Annotated in this window: 20 protein-coding genes; 14 read left to right on the top strand and 6 right to left on the bottom strand. The window is 67.1% G+C overall.

Features of this window, described 5'->3' with window-relative positions; translation table 11 throughout:
- From VFE83_RS09945 to lpdA, 3 genes are all read left to right on the top strand, one after another.
- On the top strand, positions 1 to 1,170 hold a 1,170-nt coding region (locus VFE83_RS09945; protein ID WP_324905610.1), incomplete at its 5' end, for a 2-oxo acid dehydrogenase subunit E2.
- On the top strand, positions 1,167 to 1,838 hold the full coding sequence (locus VFE83_RS09940; protein WP_324905608.1) for a hypothetical protein: 672 nt from the start codon (positions 1,167 to 1,169) through the stop codon (positions 1,836 to 1,838). The genes VFE83_RS09945 and VFE83_RS09940, both read left to right, overlap by 4 nt.
- Before the next feature lie 19 nt (positions 1,839 to 1,857).
- Entirely contained in the window at positions 1,858 to 3,675 is a 1,818-nt protein-coding gene (lpdA, locus tag VFE83_RS09935; protein WP_324905605.1) for a dihydrolipoyl dehydrogenase, read from the top strand.
- A gap of 63 nt (positions 3,676 to 3,738) precedes the next feature.
- On the opposite strand, the gene VFE83_RS09930 is transcribed toward lpdA, so the two are convergent.
- Positions 3,739 to 4,554 carry an outer membrane protein gene (locus tag VFE83_RS09930; RefSeq protein WP_414674719.1) on the bottom strand — a complete coding sequence of 272 codons (816 nt, stop codon included), beginning with the start codon at positions 4,552 to 4,554 and terminating at the stop codon, positions 3,739 to 3,741.
- A gap of 302 nt (positions 4,555 to 4,856) precedes the next feature.
- On the bottom strand, positions 4,857 to 5,078 hold the full coding sequence (locus VFE83_RS09925) for a DUF2061 domain-containing protein (protein WP_324905600.1): 222 nt from the start codon (positions 5,076 to 5,078) through the stop codon (positions 4,857 to 4,859).
- A 240-nt stretch (positions 5,079 to 5,318) separates the two neighbouring features.
- Between VFE83_RS09925 and VFE83_RS09920 the strand changes: the two genes are divergently transcribed.
- From VFE83_RS09920 to VFE83_RS09880, 9 genes are all read left to right on the top strand, one after another.
- Positions 5,319 to 5,687 (top strand): hypothetical protein, encoded by a 369-nt coding sequence (locus tag VFE83_RS09920; protein ID WP_414674718.1) that lies wholly within the window; start codon positions 5,319 to 5,321, stop codon positions 5,685 to 5,687.
- 10 nt (positions 5,688 to 5,697) lie between these two features.
- Complete coding sequence (gene atpB / locus VFE83_RS09915; protein WP_324905598.1) at positions 5,698 to 6,528, top strand: F0F1 ATP synthase subunit A; 831 nt, start codon at positions 5,698 to 5,700, stop codon at positions 6,526 to 6,528.
- A 99-nt stretch (positions 6,529 to 6,627) separates the two neighbouring features.
- Entirely contained in the window at positions 6,628 to 6,921 is a 294-nt protein-coding gene (gene atpE / locus VFE83_RS09910; RefSeq protein WP_324905596.1) for a F0F1 ATP synthase subunit C, read from the top strand.
- A gap of 89 nt (positions 6,922 to 7,010) precedes the next feature.
- Positions 7,011 to 7,481, top strand: a complete 471-nt coding sequence (locus tag VFE83_RS09905; protein ID WP_324905594.1) for a F0F1 ATP synthase subunit B — start codon at positions 7,011 to 7,013, stop codon at positions 7,479 to 7,481.
- Positions 7,482 to 7,510: 29 nt separating this feature from the next.
- Positions 7,511 to 8,038, top strand: a complete 528-nt coding sequence (locus VFE83_RS09900; protein ID WP_324905592.1) for a F0F1 ATP synthase subunit delta — start codon at positions 7,511 to 7,513, stop codon at positions 8,036 to 8,038.
- 48 nt (positions 8,039 to 8,086) lie between these two features.
- The gene (gene atpA / locus VFE83_RS09895; RefSeq protein ID WP_324905590.1) at positions 8,087 to 9,637 is read left to right on the top strand and encodes a F0F1 ATP synthase subunit alpha; all 1,551 of its coding nucleotides are present in this window, start codon (positions 8,087 to 8,089) and stop codon (positions 9,635 to 9,637) included.
- Positions 9,638 to 9,741: 104 nt separating this feature from the next.
- A complete protein-coding gene (gene atpG, locus VFE83_RS09890; RefSeq protein ID WP_324905588.1) occupies positions 9,742 to 10,605 on the top strand; it encodes a F0F1 ATP synthase subunit gamma in 864 nt (287 codons plus the stop codon).
- Positions 10,606 to 10,707: 102 nt separating this feature from the next.
- On the top strand, positions 10,708 to 12,108 hold the full coding sequence (gene atpD, locus VFE83_RS09885) for a F0F1 ATP synthase subunit beta (RefSeq protein ID WP_324905586.1): 1,401 nt from the start codon (positions 10,708 to 10,710) through the stop codon (positions 12,106 to 12,108).
- 146 nt (positions 12,109 to 12,254) lie between these two features.
- Positions 12,255 to 12,677 carry a F0F1 ATP synthase subunit epsilon gene (locus VFE83_RS09880; protein ID WP_324905584.1) on the top strand — a complete coding sequence of 141 codons (423 nt, stop codon included), beginning with the start codon at positions 12,255 to 12,257 and terminating at the stop codon, positions 12,675 to 12,677.
- 111 nt (positions 12,678 to 12,788) lie between these two features.
- Here the strand turns inward: VFE83_RS09880 and VFE83_RS09875 are convergent, their stop codons facing one another.
- A complete protein-coding gene (locus VFE83_RS09875; protein WP_324905582.1) occupies positions 12,789 to 13,193 on the bottom strand; it encodes a GtrA family protein in 405 nt (134 codons plus the stop codon).
- A 147-nt stretch (positions 13,194 to 13,340) separates the two neighbouring features.
- On the opposite strand from VFE83_RS09875, the gene glmU reads away from it, so the two are divergent.
- A complete protein-coding gene (gene glmU, locus VFE83_RS09870; RefSeq protein WP_324905580.1) occupies positions 13,341 to 14,702 on the top strand; it encodes a bifunctional UDP-N-acetylglucosamine diphosphorylase/glucosamine-1-phosphate N-acetyltransferase GlmU in 1,362 nt (453 codons plus the stop codon).
- Positions 14,699 to 15,223 carry a GNAT family N-acetyltransferase gene (locus VFE83_RS09865; RefSeq protein WP_324905578.1) on the top strand — a complete coding sequence of 175 codons (525 nt, stop codon included), beginning with the start codon at positions 14,699 to 14,701 and terminating at the stop codon, positions 15,221 to 15,223. The genes glmU and VFE83_RS09865 overlap by 4 nt, the downstream gene beginning before the upstream one ends.
- Before the next feature lies 1 nt (position 15,224).
- On the opposite strand, the gene VFE83_RS09860 is transcribed toward VFE83_RS09865, so the two are convergent.
- From VFE83_RS09860 to VFE83_RS09850, 3 genes are all read right to left on the bottom strand, one after another.
- Positions 15,225 to 16,538, bottom strand: coding sequence for a sensor histidine kinase (locus VFE83_RS09860; protein WP_324905576.1), 1,314 nt, complete (start codon positions 16,536 to 16,538; stop codon positions 15,225 to 15,227).
- Positions 16,539 to 16,542: 4 nt separating this feature from the next.
- Positions 16,543 to 17,892: a sigma-54 dependent transcriptional regulator gene (locus VFE83_RS09855; protein ID WP_324905574.1), complete on the bottom strand. Its 1,350-nt coding sequence runs from the start codon at positions 17,890 to 17,892 to the stop codon at positions 16,543 to 16,545.
- A gap of 105 nt (positions 17,893 to 17,997) precedes the next feature.
- Complete coding sequence (locus VFE83_RS09850; protein ID WP_324905572.1) at positions 17,998 to 19,221, bottom strand: ABC transporter permease; 1,224 nt, start codon at positions 19,219 to 19,221, stop codon at positions 17,998 to 18,000.
- Between the last annotated feature and the right edge of the window lie 28 nt (positions 19,222 to 19,249).

Genomic DNA, 19,249 nt, shown 5'->3' with positions numbered 1-19,249 from the left:
AAGCCCGCCGCAGCGCCCGCTCCGGCCAAGGCCGCGGAGCCGCCGCGCGCCGAACCGGCCGCGCCGTCGCAGCAGGTCAAGGCCGCCGAGACCGGCACCAAGGTCGAGCCGGTGGTAGTGCCGCAGCAGCCCGACCGCATCGCCCAGGCGTCCATCGATGCGTCGCGCCCCGGTACCGATCCGGAAGCGATGCCGCCACGCACTCCGCCGGTGAGCTTCGACGCCGACGAACTGATGCCGGACAAGGTGCCCTATGCCAGCCCGGCGGTGCGCCTGTTCGCACGCGAGCTGGGCGTCGACCTGTCGCAGGTGAGCGGCAGCGAACGCGGCGGCCGCATCGGCAAGGAAGACGTGCAGAAGTTCGTCAAGTCGGTGATGGAGGGCGGCGCGGCCGTCTCCGCCGCCGCACCGGTCGCCGGCGGTGGTGGTGGCCTGAACCTGCTGCCGTGGCCCAAGGTCGACTTCGCCAAGTTCGGCGAGATCGAGACCAAGCCGCTCTCGCGCATCCAGAAGATCTCCGGCGCCAACCTCGCGCGCAACTGGGCGATGATCCCGCACGTCACGCAGCACGACGATGCCGACATCACCGACCTGGAAGAACTGCGCGTCGCGCTCAACAAGGAAAACGAGAAGAGTGGCGTCAAGCTGACGATGCTCGCCTTCCTGATGAAGGCCTCGGTCACGGCGCTGAAGAAGTACCCGGCGTTCAACGCCTCGCTGGACGGCAGCGGCGAGAACCTGGTGCTCAAGAAGTATTTCCACATCGGCTTCGCCGCCGACACGCCCAATGGCCTCGTCGTTCCCGTCGTGCGCGACGTGGACCGCAAGGGCGTGCTGGAGATCGCGCAGGAAACGTCCGAACTGGCCAGGAAGGCGCGCGACGGCAAGCTCGGCCCGGCCGACATGAGCGGCGGCTGCTTCTCGATCAGCTCGCTCGGCGGCATCGGCGGCACCAAGTTCACGCCGATCGTCAACGCGCCGGAAGTGGCGATCCTGGGCGTGTCCAAGTCCGCGATCCGTCCGGTCTGGGACGGCAAGCAGTTCGCGCCGCGCCTGATCCTGCCGCTGTCGCTGAGCTACGACCATCGCGTCATCGACGGTGCGCTGGCCGCGCGTTTCACCGCGCACCTGGCGCAGTTGCTGGGCGACATGCGGCGCGTGCTGCTGTGAGTGCACGCGCGCTGGGCCTGGCGGCGGCCGTGCTGCTGGCGCAGGCGTGGGCGATGCCTTCGGCGCGTGCCGACGATGAGGCATGCAGACTCGATCTCGGCCGCGGCTGGCCGCCCGCGACCGAAAACTACGGCACGGCGGTGGAACAACTGTTTTTTGCCGGCGCTCGCCCGGCGCTCAGCCTGACCCGCCTGCCGGCGCAGCGCGTCGAGAGCGGGGTGCAGTTGATCGCCGGCGAAGGCGAGGGCGACTGGACGCTGCGTTACACCGTGGCGGACGAGCGCATCGACGTGTGGAGCGGCGGCAAGCGCGAATTGCGCGTGGGCCAGCAGCCCGAGGTCGTGCAGGTGCCCATGCCCGCAGCACTGGCGCGCCGCGTGCTGGCCGACTGGCAGCGCGTGCTCGGCACGCAGGTGCCGGCCGAGCGCAGCGCCGAATTCCATGACGGCGAAGTGCTGCTGTTCGTCGTCGCCGACCCGGCCGGCGGCGAGCCGCTGCGCTTCAGCGGACTGCAGCCCGGTTGCGGCCCCGCTACGGCGCTGATGGAACAGCTCGACCTGATGATCGAGGCCACCGACGACAGCGACGAGAAGCGCTTCAAGCGCTGGCGCGAACTCGAAGAATCGCTGGACCAACTGGAACAATCGCTGGCCGGCAACGCCGGCTGAGACGCAGGAGACTTGCCTGATGGCAACCATTGAAGTCAAGGTACCGGACATCGGCGATTACGACGGCGTGCCGGTGATCGAGCTGCTGGTCGCGGTCGGCGACACGGTGAAGAAGGACCAGGGCTTGGTCACGCTGGAATCGGACAAGGCGACGATGGAAGTCCCGTCGTCGGCCGAAGGCGTGGTCAAGGAGATCAAGGTCAAGATCGGCGACAAGGTCGCCGAGGGCGCCGTCATCGCCATCCTGGAAGGCGCCGGCGAAGCCGGTGGCGCTACGCCCGCGCCCGCCAAGGCCGAAGCGCCAGCAACCCCGGCCGCCGCGGAGTCCAAGCCCCCAGTCGCCCCGTCCCCTGCGGCGCCGCCCGCGCAGGCGCCCAAGCCCGCGCTCGGCACGGGTCGCCAGGCCGACATCGAATGCCGCATCGTCGTGCTCGGTGCAGGTCCCGGTGGCTACACCGCCGCGTTCCGCGCTGCAGACCTCGGCCTCGACACGGTGCTGGTGGAACGCTACGCCACGCTCGGCGGCGTCTGCCTCAACGTCGGCTGCATCCCGTCCAAGGCGCTGCTGCACGCGGCTGCGCTGATCGACGAGGCGTCGCATTCGGCCGACATCGGCATCGATTTCGGCAAGCCCAGGCTAGACCTCGACAAGCTGCGCGACTTCAAGCAGAACAAGGTCGTCGGCCAGTTCACCAAGGGCCTGGCCGGCATGGCCAAGCAGCGCAAGGTTCGCACGGTGCAGGGCGTGGGCCGGTTCGTCTCGCCCAACGAGCTGGAGATCACCGGCGACGACGGCAAGACGCAACTGTTGCGTTTCGAGCAGTGCATCATCGCGGCCGGCTCGCAGGCGGTGAAGCTGCCGAACTTCCCGTGGGACGACCCGCGCATCATGGATTCGACCGATGCGCTGGAGCTGCAGGAGGTTCCGAAGAAGCTGCTCGTCGTCGGCGGCGGCATCATCGGCCTGGAAATGGCCACGGTGTACCGCGCGCTGGGCAGCGAGGTGACGGTGGTCGAGTTCATGGACCAGCTGATGCCCGGCGCCGACAAGGACCTGATCAAGCCGCTCGCCGACCGCCTGAAGAAGCAGGGCGTCGCGGTGCACCTGAAGACCAAGGCCGCCAAGGTCGAGGCGTCGAAGAAGGGCATCACCGTGTCGTTCGAAGCCGCCGATGCGGGCGCGACGCCGGCGATCGAGTCGGGTACGTGGGACCGCGTGCTCGTCGCGGTGGGTCGCTCGCCCAACGGCAACAAGATCGACGCCGACAAGGCCGGCGTGCAGGTCACCGAACGCGGCTTCATTCCGGTGGACCGGCAGATGCGCACGAACGTGCCGCACATCTTCGCCATCGGCGACCTGGTCGGCCAGCCGATGCTCGCGCACAAGGCCACGCATGAAGGCAAGCTCGCGGCCGAAGTCGCCGCCGGCGAGAAGCGCGAGTGGGTCGCGCGCGTGGTGCCGTCGGTCGCCTATACCGATCCGGAAGTGGCATGGGTCGGCGTAACCGAGACCGAAGCCAAGGCCAAGGGCCTGCACGTGGGCGTAGGCAAGTTCCCGTGGGCCGCGTCGGCGCGCGCCGTCGGCATCGGTCGTGGCGAAGGCTTCACCAAGCTGATCTTCGACGAGAAGACGCACCGCATCATCGGCGGCGCCATCGTCGGCGTGCATGCGGGCGACCTCATCTCCGAGATCGCGCTGGCCATCGAGATGGGGGCCGAAGCGGGCGATATCGGCCACACCATCCATCCGCACCCGACGCTGGGCGAGACGGTGGGCATGGCGGCCGAGGTGTACGAAGGCACCATCACCGACCTGTACATCCCGAAGAAGAAGTAAGCGGTCGGGGCTAGCGGTTCAACGAAACAGGCGCGGTCACCCGCGCCTGTTTCCGTTTGCGCGTCAGAACGAGAACGACACGCCCGCGGTCGGCCCCTTGAAGCGGTGGTCCAGTCCGAAAGCGCCATCGCGGCCGCTGCGCTCGGCATCGAGCTTGAACCAGTCGTAGCCGACGAAGACGCCGAGCGCTGGCGTGAAGCGGTACTCGACCGCCGCGTTGGCGCGGCTGATCGTTCCGTCGTAATCGCCGAAGTCGCCCCAGTCGGCGTCCAGGTACTGGCCCTGCACGTTGATCAGCCAGCGATCGGTCGGCGTGATCGTGAAGCGCGCGCCGACGACGGGCGCATAGCCGTCTTCGCTCTCGCTGTCGCGGAAACGGTTCTCGCCGGCCTCGGCCAGCAGCGTGCCGTCGAGCTTGGCCCACTCTGCACCGATCTGCAAACCGAGTTCGAACTGGCCGGTGTCGACCACTGCGTAGTCGTACATCAGGCTGGCCAACGTGAATTCGATCTCCGCACGCGCGAAGCTTCCGGCCGGCAGCGTGATGTCGTCGTACGACAGCGCATCATCCAGCGTCGCCGTCTGTTCCTTGTCGTACTGGAAGTAGTCGAAGACCAGGCGCTGGCGGTCGCTGAAGCGGAACACGCCGTCGATGCGCGGCGAGATCTCGTCGCTGCCCAGGTCGAATTCCTGGCTGTAGCGAAGATCCTGTCCCATGAAATTGGTGCGCGCACTGAGCGTGCTGGTCGCTTCGGCGTCCATCGCGCCCACGCGTAAGGTGAAACGATCGTCCTGCTGTGCATGGGCCTGGCCGGCCACGCACGCGGCCATGATCGCCGCGGCAAGTCCAAATCCGCGGCAGTGGTGTCGCAAGTCCATCATCAGTCCACTCCATTGAGTTGCATCCGGGGGAGCTTCAACGGATGCCCGATGGACGATGCAGCGAAGGTGAAAAACGCTGTGCAACGGCTTGCCCGTGATGGCGCACTGCGGAAACCGTGGATCCCATCACGCAAAATCGCGCGACGTTCACGGTGCCGGAAAGGCGAAGCCCCGGCACATGGCCGGGGCTTCCGGGGACCCACCGCTGCTTGCCGTTGACGAGGAGAGAGGTGCGCCGGCGGGCAACCGAGAGGTGGGACCGGGGGATATCGAAAAGGTTCCGCCGGGTTGCTCCCGGATCAGGCTGCCATCGCAGCCTGATCGGGCGGAGTCGCAGCGCGGCGGGCGCGGCGCGCCTCGATGCGCTTCCAGACCTTCTCGTGGAAGTGGAAGGCCACCGTGTTGCAGGCCGGCTCGACCAGAGCCAGTGCACCGCCGACCCAGACGCTGCCCGTCATCAGGTAGCCGATGGTGAAGGCCACGCTGAAGTGGACGGCGGCGAAGCTGAGGGTCTTGGCCATGGGGCACCTCCGAAGATGAGATCGATTCTCATTATGGGGATGCGCGAAGCCGAGTCCAATCGAATGTCCGACCGGATGCGATTGATGGAATCTATCCATCCGAACTTGTCGCATCCTCCACCCCGGTCCTGTTCAGGGGCCGGTTCGTGACCAGCGCCGGTTGCCCGGACTTAAGGCGACCTTTATACTTTTGCGGCTCTACCGGGCGCTTTGCGCCTACCCCAGACCGACGAGTCCCGCGTGCACGATCCTCTGTCCGCAGGTCGCCGGCTGGCGTCGCGCGCGACTGCCTGGCAGGCCGGCGCGGCAGCGCTGGTCGCGCTGGCCTTCCTCCCCCTCGGGGCGCCTTCGGCGCTGGCGGCGGCGGTCGGCGGCGGTGCGGTGGTCGCGGGAGGCGTGGTGGCGGCCCTCATGGCGCTTGGCGGCGGCATCCAGCCGGCGGGCATGGCGATGGGAAGGCTGCTGGCCGGGGTGATGTTGAAGTGGGTGGTGGTGTTCGCAGTTTTAACGCTCGGCCTGGCCGGGTTCAAGCTGCCACCGTTGCCGATGCTGGTGGGAGTGCTGGCGGCAACGCTCGCGTTCGTGCTGGCCAATCTTTTGAAACGATAAGGTGTCTTTCGTGAGCGAACAGACCGGTTCGGGCGGCCTGAACGAATACATCCAGCATCACCTCCAGCAGAACACCATCGAAGTGTTCGGCGGAGCGTTCCATATCGACACCTGGGCGGTGTCGCTGGTGCTCGGCCTCATCTTCATCGCTTGGTTCGCGTTCTTCGCGCGCAAGGCCACGTCCGGCGTTCCGGGCAAGGGCCAGGCCTTCGTGGAGCTGATCCTGGAGTTCATCGACGGCCAGGTGAAGGACAGCTTCCACGGCGACCGTCGCTCGATCACGCCACTGGCGCTGACGATCTTCGTGTGGGTCGTGCTGATGAACACGATGGACCTGCTGCCGCTCGACGCGCCGTATACGGCAGTCAAGCTCGCAGCCGGTGCCGAGGTGGCGCATCACACCTACTTCCGCTGGGTCCCGACCGCCGACCTCAACACCACGCTGGCCATGTCGGTGGTGGTGTTCTTCCTGATCCTCGGCCACTCGATCAAGGCCAAGGGCGGCTTCGGTTTCGGCAAGGAGCTGCTGACCGCGCCGTTCCATGCGCACGGCGTCGGCGCCAAGGTCGCGCTCGCTCCGGCCAACCTCGGTCTCAACGTCATCGAGTACCTGGTCAAGCCGGTCAGCCTGGCGATGCGACTGTTCGGCAACATGTACGGCGGCGAGCTGGTCTTCATGCTCATCGCCGGCCTGCTGGGCGGCGGCCTGCTGATGTTCGTGCCGGGCGTGTTCTTCAACATCGCCTGGGCCCTGTTCCACATCCTGATCGTGCTGCTGCAGGCCTTCATTTTCATGATCCTCACCGTCGTCTACATCGCCGGCGCGTACGAGAGTCACTGAGCCCGCGCCAGACGACGACGTTCCACCGCTTTCGTTTCACCCTTCCAGCTTCACCCTTCCGTTAGTTGTCCAAACCAAACGTTTCAGTAGGAGAAAACCATGGAATTCATCGCCAGTGTGCAGGGCCTGACCGCGATCGCGATCGGCATGATGGTCGGCCTCGGCGCGATCGGTGCGTGCCTCGGCATCGCGCTGATGGGCTCGAAGTTCCTTGAGTCGGCTGCCCGTCAGCCGGAACTGGTTCCGATGCTGCAGGGCCGCATGTTCCTGCTGGCCGGCCTGATCGACGCGGCGTTCATCATCGCGCTGGCCGTCGGCCTGCTGTTCGCCTTCGGCAACCCGCTGCTGGGCGAAGTCAAGAACGCCGCTGCCGCCGTCGGCGCCGCGCAGTAATCGCCGTAAAAGCAACCGTTGAGCCGTCCGGCCATTCCGGGCGGCTCTCCCGGGCATAAGCCCGAAAAACGCGTTCCATCGGAGCTGTCATGAATCTCAACATGACCTTCTTCGGCCAGATGATCACGTTCATCGTGCTCATCTGGTTCACGATGAAGTTCATTTGGCCGCCGCTGAACAAGGCGATCGAAGAACGTCAACAAAAGATTGCCGAGGGTCTGGCCGCTGCCGAGCAGAGCCAGAAGAACCTGGCACAGGCCCAGCAGAGCGTCGATGCCGAGCTGCGCGCCGCGCGCACCAAGGCCAACGAGATCATCGAGCAGGCGCACCAGCGCGCCAATCAGATCGTCGACCAGGCCAAGAACGACGCGATCGCCGAAGCCAACCGCCAGAAGGCGGCGGCCGAAGCCGAGATCGCCGCGGCGTCCAACCGTGCCCGCGAGGAACTGCGCAAGCAGGTGTCCACGCTGGCCGTGTCCGGCGCCGAGAAGCTGCTCAAGCGCGAAATCGATGCCAACGCCCACAAGGCGCTGCTCGACGAGCTGGCGGCCCAGCTTTGACCCGCACGCCTCGAGCGGAATGATCTGAGATGACCCAGGCCCTGACCCTCGCCCGTCCGTACGCCCGTGCCGCTTTCGCGCTGTCGCGCGAGGGTGGCCGCACCGCCGCGTGGTCGCAGGCGCTCGCGTTCGCGTCCCGCGTGGCCGCCGATCCGCAGGCGCAGGCGCTGCTCGGCCACCCGCTGCTCAACCCGGCCGATGCGGTCGGGCTGCTGGCGCCGGACGGTGCGGACGAAGCCTTCACCCGCTTCCTCGGCCTGCTGGCCGACAACCGCCGCCTTGAGCTGCTGCCCGAGATCACCGGCCTGTTCGAAGATCTGCGCGCCGAAGCCGAGCGCGTGGTCAAGGCCAGGGTCACCGCCGCCAGCGAACTCCCGGGCGCGGAACTGGAAGCGATCAAGGCCGCACTGAAGAAGCGTTTCGGCCGTGAGGTCGAGATCGAGACGGCGGTCGATGCCTCGCTGATCGGCGGCGCCGTGATCGACGCGGGCGACGTGGTCATCGACGGCTCGCTGAAGGGCAAGCTCGAGCGCCTGCAGTCGACGCTCTCGCAATAACGAATTCATCTGCAAATTCCGGCTGCGGTCGGATCAAGGGACATACCCATGGCAACCACCACGCTCAACCCGTCCGAAATCAGTGAACTGATCAAGACCCGCATCGAGAAGGTCAAGCTGACCGCCGAAGCGCGCAACGAAGGCACCGTCACTTCGGTGTCGGACGGCATCGTGCGCATCTACGGCCTTGCCGACGTGATGCAGGGCGAAATGATCGAGCTGCCGAACAGCACCTACGCGCTGGCGCTGAACCTGGAGCGCGACTCGGTCGGCGCCGTGGTCCTGGGTGACTACGAGCACCTGCGCGAGGGTGACGTGGCCAAGACGACCGGCCGCATCCTCGAAGTGCCGGTCGGCCGCGAGCTGCTGGGCCGCGTCGTGAACGCGCTGGGCGAGCCCATCGACGGCAAGGGCCCGATCGGCGCCTCGCTGACCGCGCCGGTGGAGCGCGTTGCCCCGGGCGTGATCTGGCGCAAGTCGGTCGACCAGCCCGTCCAGACCGGCTACAAGTCGGTCGACTCGATGATCCCGATCGGCCGCGGCCAGCGCGAGCTGATCATCGGCGACCGCCAGACCGGCAAGACCGCGATGGCGATCGACGCCGTGATCAACCAGAAGGGCACGGGCATCAAGTGCGTGTACGTGGCGATCGGCCAGAAGGCCTCGACCGTCGCGAACATCGTGCGCAAGCTCGAAGAGAACGGTGCCCTGGCGCACACCATCGTCGTCGCCGCCACCGCGTCCGAGTCGGCTGCCATGCAGTACATCTCGGCCTACGCCGGTTGCACGATGGGCGAGTACTTCATGGACCGCGGCGAAGACGCCCTGATCGTATACGACGACCTGTCCAAGCAGGCCGTGGCGTACCGCCAGATCTCGCTGCTGCTCAAGCGTCCGCCGGGTCGCGAAGCCTACCCGGGCGACGTGTTCTACCTGCACTCGCGCCTGCTCGAGCGCGCCGCGCGCGTGTCGGAGGAGTACGTCGAGAAGTTCACCAACGGTGAAGTGAAGGGCAAGACCGGTTCGCTGACGGCGCTGCCGATCATCGAAACCCAGGCCGGCGACGTGTCCGCGTTCGTGCCGACCAACGTGATCTCGATCACCGACGGCCAGATCTTCCTGGAAACCGACCTGTTCAACGCCGGCATCCGTCCGGCCGTGAACGCCGGCATCTCGGTGTCGCGCGTTGGTGGCGCCGCCCAGACCAAGATCATCAAGAAGCTGTCGGGCGGCATCCGCATCGCGCTCGCCCAGTACCGCGAGCTGGCTGCGTTCGCGCAGTTCGCCTCGGACCTGGACGAAGCCACCCGCAAGCAGCTCGAGCGCGGCCAGCGCGTCACCGAGCTGATGAAGCAGAAGCAGTACGCGCCGATGCCGATCTCGCTGGAAGCGTTGTCGATCTACGCCGTCAACGAGGGTTATCTCGACGACGTGCCGGTCAACAAGATCCTGGCGTTCGAAGAGGGCCTGCACGCCCACTTCACCAACACCCAGGGCGAGCTGCTCAACACGATCAACAGCACCGGCAACTGGAACGACGAGATCGAGGCGACCTTCAAGAAGGGCATCGCCGAGTTCAAGCAGACGGGTACCTGGTAAGCCGGGAATCGAGTAACGAGGGTCGGCAATCGCAGAAGCAAGGCGCTCCTCACGATTCCCCACTCCCGATTCCCCATTCCCGAAGCGAGCGAAGCGAGTAGAGCATGGCAGGCGGACGCGAAATCAAATCCAAGATCAAGAGCGTGCAGAACACCCGCAAGGTGACGCGCGCGCTCGAGATGGTCTCGGCTTCCAAGATCCGCAAGGCGCAGGACCGCATGAAGGTCTCGCGTCCGTATGCGCGCGTGATGAAGCAGGTGATCGGGCATCTGGCGCAGGCCAATTCCGACTACCAGCATCCGTACCTGGTCGAGCGCCAGGACGTGAAGCGCGTCGGCTACATCATCGTCTCGTCCGACCGCGGGTTGGCCGGGGGCCTCAACAACAACCTGTTCCGCAAGCTGCTGGTCGAGTTCCGCAAGTGGCACGAGCAGGGCGTCGAGATCGACGTGGTCACCATCGGCCAGAAGGCCTCGGTGTTCTTCCGTCGCATCAAGGTCAACATGGTCGGTTCGGTCACGCACCTGGGTGACCAGCCCAAGCTCGAGCAGCTGGTCGGCGTGATCAAGGTGATGCTGGACGGCTACAGCGCCGGCAACTTGGACCGCGTGTTCGTCTGCTACAACGACTTCGTCAACACGATGACCCAGCGCGCGGCGTTCGACCAGCTGCTGCCGCTGCCGCCGGCGGAGACGCAGGTCGCCAAGCACGACTGGGACTACATCTACGAACCCGATGCCGCGACCGTGCTGGAGCACGTGCTCAACCGCTACGTCGAGTCGCTGGTGTACCAGGCGGTGCTGGAGAACGTCGCCTCCGAGCATGCCGCGCGCATGGTCGCGATGAAGGCCGCCTCCGACAACGCCACCAAGCTGATCGGCACCCTGAACCTGGTCTACAACAAGGCCCGCCAGGCGGCGATCACGCAGGAAATCTCGGAAATCGTCGGCGGCGCCGCGGCGGTGTGATGCGAGTCCCTCGCAAGAGCCCGCACATCCATGTGCGGACTTTTCAAGAAAACCATCGGCGACCCGGTCGCTAAAGAATTCAAGAGTCCAGAGGTCCTAAACATGAGTCAGGGCAAGATCGTTCAGATCATCGGCGCCGTCGTCGACGTCGAGTTCCCGCGCGAGTCCGTGCCGAAGGTGTACGACGCGCTGAAGGTCGACAACACCGCCATCACGCTCGAAGTCCAGCAGCAGCTCGGTGACGGCGTCGTCCGCACCATCGCCCTGGGCTCGACCGACGGCCTGAAGCGCAACCTGGTCGCCACCAACACCGGCCGTGCGATCGCGGTTCCGGTCGGCGCCGGCACGCTGGGCCGCATCATGGACGTGCTGGGCAACGCCATCGACGAAGCCGGCCCGGTGCAGGCGTCCGACCATTGGGAGATCCATCGCGCGGCCCCGACGTACGAAGACCAGTCCTCGGCCAACGAGCTGCTGGAAACCGGCATCAAGGTCATCGACCTGATGTGCCCGTTCGCGAAGGGCGGCAAGGTCGGCCTGTTCGGCGGCGCCGGCGTCGGCAAGACCGTCAACATGATGGAACTGATCAACAACATCGCCAAGGCGCACTCGGGCCTGTCCGTGTTCGCCGGCGTGGGCGAGCGTACCCGCGAGGGCAACGACTTCTACCACGAGATGAAGGACTCCAACGTCCTCGACAAGGTGGCGATGGTGTACGGCCAGATGAACGAGCCGCCGGGCAACCGCCTGCGCGTCGCGCTGACCGGCCTGACCATGGCCGAGTACTTCCGCGACGAGAAGGACGCGTCGGGCAAGGGCCGTGACGTGCTGCTGTTCGTCGACAACATCTACCGCTACACGCTGGCCGGTACCGAAGTGTCCGCGCTGCTGGGCCGCATGCCGTCGGCGGTGGGTTATCAGCCGACGCTGGCCGAGGAAATGGGCGTCCTGCAGGAGCGCATCACCTCGACCAAGACCGGTTCGATCACCTCGATCCAGGCCGTGTACGTGCCGGCGGACGACCTGACCGACCCGTCGCCGGCGACGACCTTCGCCCACCTCGACGCCACCGTCGTGCTGTCGCGTAACATCGCCTCGCTCGGCATCTATCCGGCCGTCGACCCGCTGGACTCGACCTCGCGCCAGCTCGATCCGAACGTGATCGGCCTGGAGCACTACGAAGTCGCGCGCAAGGTCCAGGCCACGCTCCAGAAGTACAAGGAACTGAAGGACATCATCGCGATCCTGGGCATGGACGAGCTGTCGGAAGAAGACAAGCAGGCCGTGTCGCGCGCCCGCAAGATCGAGCGCTTCTTCAGCCAGCCCTTCCACGTGGCGGAAGTCTTCACCGGTTCGCCGGGCAAGTACGTGTCGCTGAAGGACACCATCCGCGGCTTCAAGGGCATCGTCGAAGGCGAGTACGACCACCTGCCGGAGCAGGCGTTCTACATGGTCGGCGGCATCGAGGAAGCGGTCGAGAAGGCCAAGAAGATCACGGGCTGATGCCCGCGATCTTCGGATTCGGGAATAGAGAATCGTAAGGGCGGTAATCGGTCCGGAGACCGGGAACATTCAAGCGACCAAGGCGTCGCTCTGACCATTCCCGATTCCCGACTCCCGATTCCCGCCTCGCGACAGCGAGGCACTAAATGAGCACTATCCGTTGCGACATCGTCAGCGCCGAGCAGGAAATCTTCCACGGCGAGGCCGAGCTGGTGGTCGCCACCGGTGAGATCGGCGAACTCGGCATCGCGCCGAAGCACGCGCCGCTGATCACCCGCCTGAAGCCGGGCAAGGTCGTGGTGACCCTGCCGGGCGGCGAGCAGCTGGACTTCGCGATCTCCGGCGGCATCCTCGAGGTGCAGCCGACCGTCGTCACCGTGCTGGCCGACACGGCCGTGCGCGCGCAGGACATCGACGAAGCCGCCGTCCGCGCCGCCAAGGAAGAGGCCGAGCGGATCCTGTCCAAGAAGGATCCGAAGATGAGTATGGAAGAAGCCCAGGCCCAGCTGGCCATGAGCATCGCCCAGCTCAGCGCGCTGGAGCGCCTGCGCAAGAACATGAAGCACTGATCCCGATCCGGGATCGCCAGAACGCCGGCCACAGGGCCGGCGTTTTTGTTTGTCGTGGGCTCACGGCCGATGTAGCGACGCTCAACGCTCGACCGTCGCGACGAGCGCGCCCTAGCGCCGGTACACCCAGTGCCGCGAGAGCAGGAAGCCGGCCGCGCTCAGCGCCAGGTCGATCGCGGGCTTGGCCAGCCAGGCCCACTGCAGGCCGATGGCGTCGTCGATGTGGGCCAGCGACCAGGTGCTAACGGCGGTGGTGGCCAGCCACATCAACAGGAAACGGCCGAACTGGCGGCGGCCTACGGTGGTGTCGTCGCCGGCGAAAGTGAAGCGGCCGTTGAGCCAGAAGCCCAGTACCGCGCCGCTGACGCGGCCGATGACGTTGGCGGGCTCGACCGCCAGTCCCAGCGCACTCAGCGTGACGAACACCGCCCAGTCCACCAGCAACTGCAGCAGGCCGATGACGATGTAGCTGCCGCCCTGGCGGAGCACCGGCGAGTTCGAGATGCGCTTGAGCATGGGGCGGATTCTAGACGCGCGGTGGTTGGTACGACGTTGATGCGGTGAACGTGGCTTCAGCTTCCGTGGTCGCGATCCACACGTCGCCGCGCGTCGCCGTTGCTAAGATTCCGCGGGGTTGCCCATCGGGCAGGACAGGATCACCGCATGAACCAGCTGCACGTCGTCATCCTCGCCGCGGGCGAGGGCAAGCGCATGAAGTCGGCCACCGCCAAGGTGCTGCAGAAGGTCGCCGGTCGGCCGATGCTCGCGCACGTGATCGACACCGCGCGGCAGCTGGGTGCGGCCGGCATCCACGTGGTGTACGGGCACGGCGGTGAGCAGGTGCGCGCGGCGTTCGCCGACCAGACGGATCTGCACTGGACCGAGCAGGAACAGCGGCTGGGGACCGGCCATGCGGTGCAGCAGGCCATGCCCGCGGTGCCGGTCGATGCGCGGGTGCTGGTGCTGTACGGCGACGTTCCGCTGATCACCGCGCAGACGCTGCAGCGCCTGCTTGCCGCGGACGGACGCATCGCCGTGCTGGTGGCCGACCTGGAGAACCCGACCGGCTACGGCCGCATCGTGCGCGATCCGCAGGGCCGCGTCGGCCGCATCGTCGAGCACAAGGACGCCACCGACGAGCAACGCGAGATCCGCACGGTCAACACCGGCATCCTGGTCGCCGATGGCGAAGCGCTGCGCCGCTGGCTGCAGCGCCTGGGCAACGACAACGCACAGGGCGAGTACTACCTCACCGACGTCTTCGCGTCGGCGGCGGAAGAATTCAACGCCGCGGAAATGGTGCACGTGGAAGATCCGCTGGAGGTCGAAGGCGCCAACGACCCGTGGCAGCTGGCGCAGCTGGAGCGCGCCTACCAGCGCCGCGCCGCGCGCGAGTTGTGCCTGCAGGGCGCACGCATAATCGACCCGTCCCGCTACGACCAGCGCGGCAGCGTGAGCGTCGGCCGTGATGTCGAGATCGACGTCGACGTGGTGCTGGAAGGCAAGGTCGAACTGGGCGACGGCGTGCGCATCGGGCCGTTCTGCCGGCTCAAGGACGTGAAGCTCGGGCCCGGCACCGAGGTGCGCGCGCATTGCGACCTGGACGGCGTCATCGTCGAAGGCGCGGCGCAGATCGGGCCGTACTCGCGCCTGCGTCCCGGTACCGTGCTGGCCGACGGCGTGCATGTCGGCAACTTCGTCGAGACCAAGAACGCGCGGATCGGCGTCACCAGCAAGGCCAACCACCTCACCTACCTCGGCGACACCATCATCGGTGCCGGCGTCAACGTCGGTGCGGGCACGATCACCTGCAACTACGATGGCGTGAACAAGTCCACGACCACGATCGAGGACGGCGCGTTCATCGGCTCCAACTCGTCGCTGGTGGCGCCGGTGACCATCGGCAGCGGCGCGACGATCGCCGCCGGTTCGGTGATCACGCGCAATGCGCCTGAAGACAAGCTCACGCTGGCGCGCGCCCGCCAGACCACCGTCGACGGATGGCAGCGTCCGAAGAAGAAATGAGCGGCTGCTCGATCCGTGGCGCGCACGTCGATGACGCCGCGGCGCTGATCGACATCGAGCGGCGTGCCTCGGCACTGCTGCAGGGACACCCGGCGCATGCGCTGTTCTCCGCGCACACGTTGCCGGCGGACATCCATGCCGCAGCCGCCGACGCGGGCCGATCGTTCGTGGCGACGCTGCAGGGACAGCCAGTTGGCTATGCGCTGTACGCGCGTGTCGACGACACTGCGCACCTGCTGCAGATGGACGTGGATCCCGCTTTCGGACGACGCGGCATCGGACGCGCGCTGCTCGAACACGCATGCAATGCGGCTGCAGCCGATGGCCTGCGCCAGATGACGCTCACCACGCTCAACGACGTGCCGTGGAACGCGCGCTTCTACGCGAGTGCGGGCTTTGTCACGCTGGCCGAACACGAATGGACGCCGCACCTGCGCGGCGTGATCGCGGAAGAACGCGCGCTGGGTTTCCCGATGCAGCTGCGCGTGGCGATGGCGCGGCGGCTCGCAGCGGTGTCCTGACTCAGGCAGCGGGCAGCGTCAGGCTCACGCACAGGCCGCCGCCGCTGCGGTTGAGCAGCGCGATGCGGCCGCCGTGCGCCTCGATGATCTCGCGCGTCAGCGCAAGCCCCAGGCCGGTGCCGTTGCGCTTGGTCGAATAGAACGGAAGCAGCGCGTTGGCGAGTACCGCATCGTTCATGCCGCTGCCGCGATCGAGGATCTCCAGCCGCCACGTGTCCGGCATGCGCCGCAACGTCATCGTCACGTCCTCGGCGGGCGAGCCGGACTCGTGCGCGTTCTTGAGCAGGTTCAGCAGCGCCTGTTCCAGCTGCGCCACGTCGATGCGCACCACGTCGTCGCCCACGCGGTGCTCGTAGAGGAACGGCACCTGTTCGCGCAGCCGGCCGATGAAGCGCGACCACGGCACCGGCTCCAGGCGCGGCGAGGGCAGCTTGGCGAAGCGCGCGTAGTCGCGGATGAAGCCTTCCAGGTGTCGTGCGCGCTCTTCGATGGTCGCCAGCGCGGTGGGCAGCCGGTCGAGCTGGCCACGGCGCAATAGTTCTGCACCCGAGTGCGCAAGCGAGGCGATAGGCGCCAGCGAGTTGTTGAGCTCATGGCTGATCACGCGGATCACCTTCTTCCAGGTCTGCACTTCCTGCCGCCGCAGCTCGGCGGTCAGCGTGCGCAGCAGCACGAGTTCGTGATGGCGTCCGTTGAGTCGAAAGCGGCGACGGGCGAGGTGATAGACCTCTTCGTTGTCCTCACTGCCCACGCTGAACATGCCGTCGCCACCGCGGTCGATGGCCTCGCGCAGTTCGTCGGGCGCGCGCTCGAGAATGTCGGCGAACGTCAGCCCTTCCAGTCGCCGTCCATCGCCCAGCATCTTGCGCGCCGCCAGGTTGCTGTGGACGACGTGATCGCCCGGATCGATCAGCAGCATCGCCACCGGCGTGTTCTGCACCATGGTGTCGAGCAGCAGTTCGCGTTGCACCAGCGTCAGGCGCTGCTCGCGCAGTGCTTCGCTCAGGCGGTTGTGGGCCTCCACCAGTTCGCCCAGTTCGCCACGGGCAGGCCACGCGAGGCTGAAGCTGAAGTCGCCGTCGCGATAGCTCGCCACTGTGCCGGCCAGCGCGCGGAACAGCGAGTTCATCGGCGCGAACGCGCGGCGCACGTGATAGAGCAGCAACGGCAGCACGAGCGCGACCGTCAGCAGGCCGGCCTGCCAGGCCGGCAGCAGCGTCGACAGCCACAGCGCCAGGGCGACGGCGAGCGCCACGTACACCAGCGCTAGGGTGCCGAAGACGAGGCTCAGTGGCAGACGGCGCAATCGCTTCATGACGTCACTCGCGGCGGATGCCCAGGCGCTCGAGGCGGCGGTACAGCGCCTGCCGCGACAGGCCCAGCTCGTGCGCGGCCTGTGCGAGCACGCCGCCGGCGCGTTCCAAGGCCGCCTCGATGGTGGCGCGGTCGGGCTCGTCGGCATTGTTCGACGCGGCCGCAAGTGCACCGGTGGACGAAGAAGGCAGGCCAAGGTCTGCCGCTTCGATCACGGTATCGCGCGCCAGCAGCGCCGCGCGCTGGATCGTGTTGCGCAGTTCGCGCACGTTGCCCGGCCACGCGTGCTGGCGCAGTGCGCGTTCGGCCTCGTCGGTCAGGCTCTTGCCCGAAGGCAGGAAGTGCCGCGCGATCGGCACGATGTCGTCCGGGCGCTGCGCCAGTGGCGGCACGCGCACCTCGATGGCGTTGAGCCGGTAGTACAGGTCTTCGCGGAAGCGGCCTTCGGCGATCAGCGCGGGCAGGTCGGCATTGGTCGCGCTGATCACGCGCACCTTCACCTGTCGCTCGCGATTGCCGCCCAGTCGCTCGAAACGTCCGGTTTCGAGCACGCGCAGCAGCTTGATCTGCCCCGCCGGCGGCAGCGTGCCGATCTCGTCGAGGAACAGCGTGCCGCCATCGGCGGCCTCGAACTTGCCCTCGCGCGCACGCGTCGCGCCGGTGTACGCGCCGGCTTCCGCGCCGAACAGTTCGGCCTCGATCAGCTCGCTGGGAAGCGCACCGCAGTTGAGCGCGACGAACGGGCCGCCGCGCACCTGCGAATTCGCATGCACGATCTGCGCGAACTTCTCCTTGCCCGCGCCATTGGGTCCGGTGATCAGCACCGGCAGGTCGGACGCTGCCACGCGCGTGGCCAGCGTCAGCGCGGCTTCGGTCGCCGGATCGGCGAACACCAGCCCGCACAGTTCGTAATCGCCGAGCAGCGTGTCGCGGCGGCGACGTTCCTGCCCGCGGTGGCGGTCGAGCTCGCGCCGCGTTTCGGACAGCTCGATGAGGTTGTTGACCGCGGCGAGCAGCTTGCGGTCGTCCCACGGCTTGGCCAGGTAATCCGCGGCACCGGCCTTCACCAGGTCGACCGCGGCCTCCAGGTGCGTCCACGCGGTCAGCAGGATCACCGGCAGGTCGGGGTGGCGCGCGCGGATCGACTTGAACAGCTCCACGCCTTCCTCGCCGGAGGTGGTGTCGGCCTGGAAGTTCATGTCCTGCACGACCAGGTCGACCGGATTGCGCTCCAGCTCCGCCAGTCCGTCTTCCGGCGTGGACGCGGTGCGCGTGTCGATGTCGTGCAGCGAGAACAGCGTGTCCAGCGCCGTCGCAACGGCCGGGTTGTCGTCGATGATCAGTACCGTGGGCATCCAGTGTCTCGCAGGTTCGCGTCCAACCGGCGCGCGCGGGGGCCGGCGTGCGGCGGGGCGATCAGCCCGCGCCGCACGTGCGTGCAAGGGTACGACGGAGCGACCTCAGGCGCTGCGGGTCGCCACCGCAGGCGGAACCGCCGCCGCGCGGCGGGCCGGGCCGAACACCGCGACCTGGCCCAGCAGCCACAGCGCGACCGCGCCGAGTGGCAGGTACCACGCCGGCAGGCGCGGCAGCTCGTAGGTGCTCATCAGCAGCTGGTTGATGCCGTACGCGCCGATCATGCCGATCACGATGCCCACCGTGGCCAGCAGGAAGTTCTCGGTCTGGAAGTAACGCAGCACCTGCCCGCGCGTGGCGCCCAGTGCGCGCCGCACGCCGATCTGCCGCGTACGCTGCTGCACCCAGAAGCTGGCCAGGCCGACGATGCCCAGCGCGGTCACCACCAGCAGCGCGACGATCACCGCCACCAGCAGCCAGGCCATGCTGCGGTCCTGGCGGTAGTAGGTCTCCATGACCTCGGTGAAGCTGCCCTGGCGCAGGATGATGCGCGCCGCACTGGTGCGTTCCAGTGCCGCCACCGCGGCCTTGGTGACCTCGTCGCGACGTTCCGGCGTGGTGCGCAGCGCGAAGCGGCCCATGGTGACGTTGCTCACCGGCAGGAGGATCGAGTAGTAGCTCTGCGTCGGACCGCCGTTGTCGTTGGGGCGCACCAGCCGCTCGACCACGCCGACCACGCGATGCGGACTGTCGTCCTGGTTCCAGGCGTAGATGTTCCTGCCGATCGCGCTTTCGCCGGGGAACAGCTTCTGCGCGACCTCGCGGGTGATGATCGCCGCGGGAATGCGAAGGTTGGAGTTGGGCTTGTTCAGCGCTTCCCAGTCGACGTACTCGTCGGCGGTGAAGTCGCGCCCTTCGACCAGATTCAGGCCGAACGTCCTGATCAGGTTCTCGCCCAGGTACACGGAGCTGCTGAGGTTGGGCATGGGCTGGTCGGGCGCCAGGCTGATCGAGCTGTTCCACGACGAGTTGTCGAACGGCAGGTGGTTGGTGCTGCTGACGGATATCACGCCCGGAATGGCGCGCAGCGCGGCCACGTCGCGACGGACCAGTTCGTCGGCGTTCTCGTCCTCGCCGATGCCGGTGATGTTGACGCGCACGACCTCCGACTCGGCCAGGCCGGTCGGGCGGTGCATGCGTTCGAGGCGCTGGCCGATCAGGAACACGGCGTTGCAGATGATCGCGCAGGTCAGCGCGATCTCCATCACGATCAGCGCCGCGGCGGTCTTGTGGCGGCTGAGCGTGGAAATGATGGGGCGGATGTCCACGGAGAATCTCCCGGAAGAAGGACGCGAC

Origin of the sequence: Lysobacter sp., assembly GCF_035655815.1 — a bacterium.
Taxonomy (GTDB): Bacteria; Pseudomonadota; Gammaproteobacteria; order Xanthomonadales; family Xanthomonadaceae; genus Lysobacter_J.
Note: the sequence above shows the minus strand (reverse complement) of the source record. Positions and strands in the feature narration are given on the sequence as shown.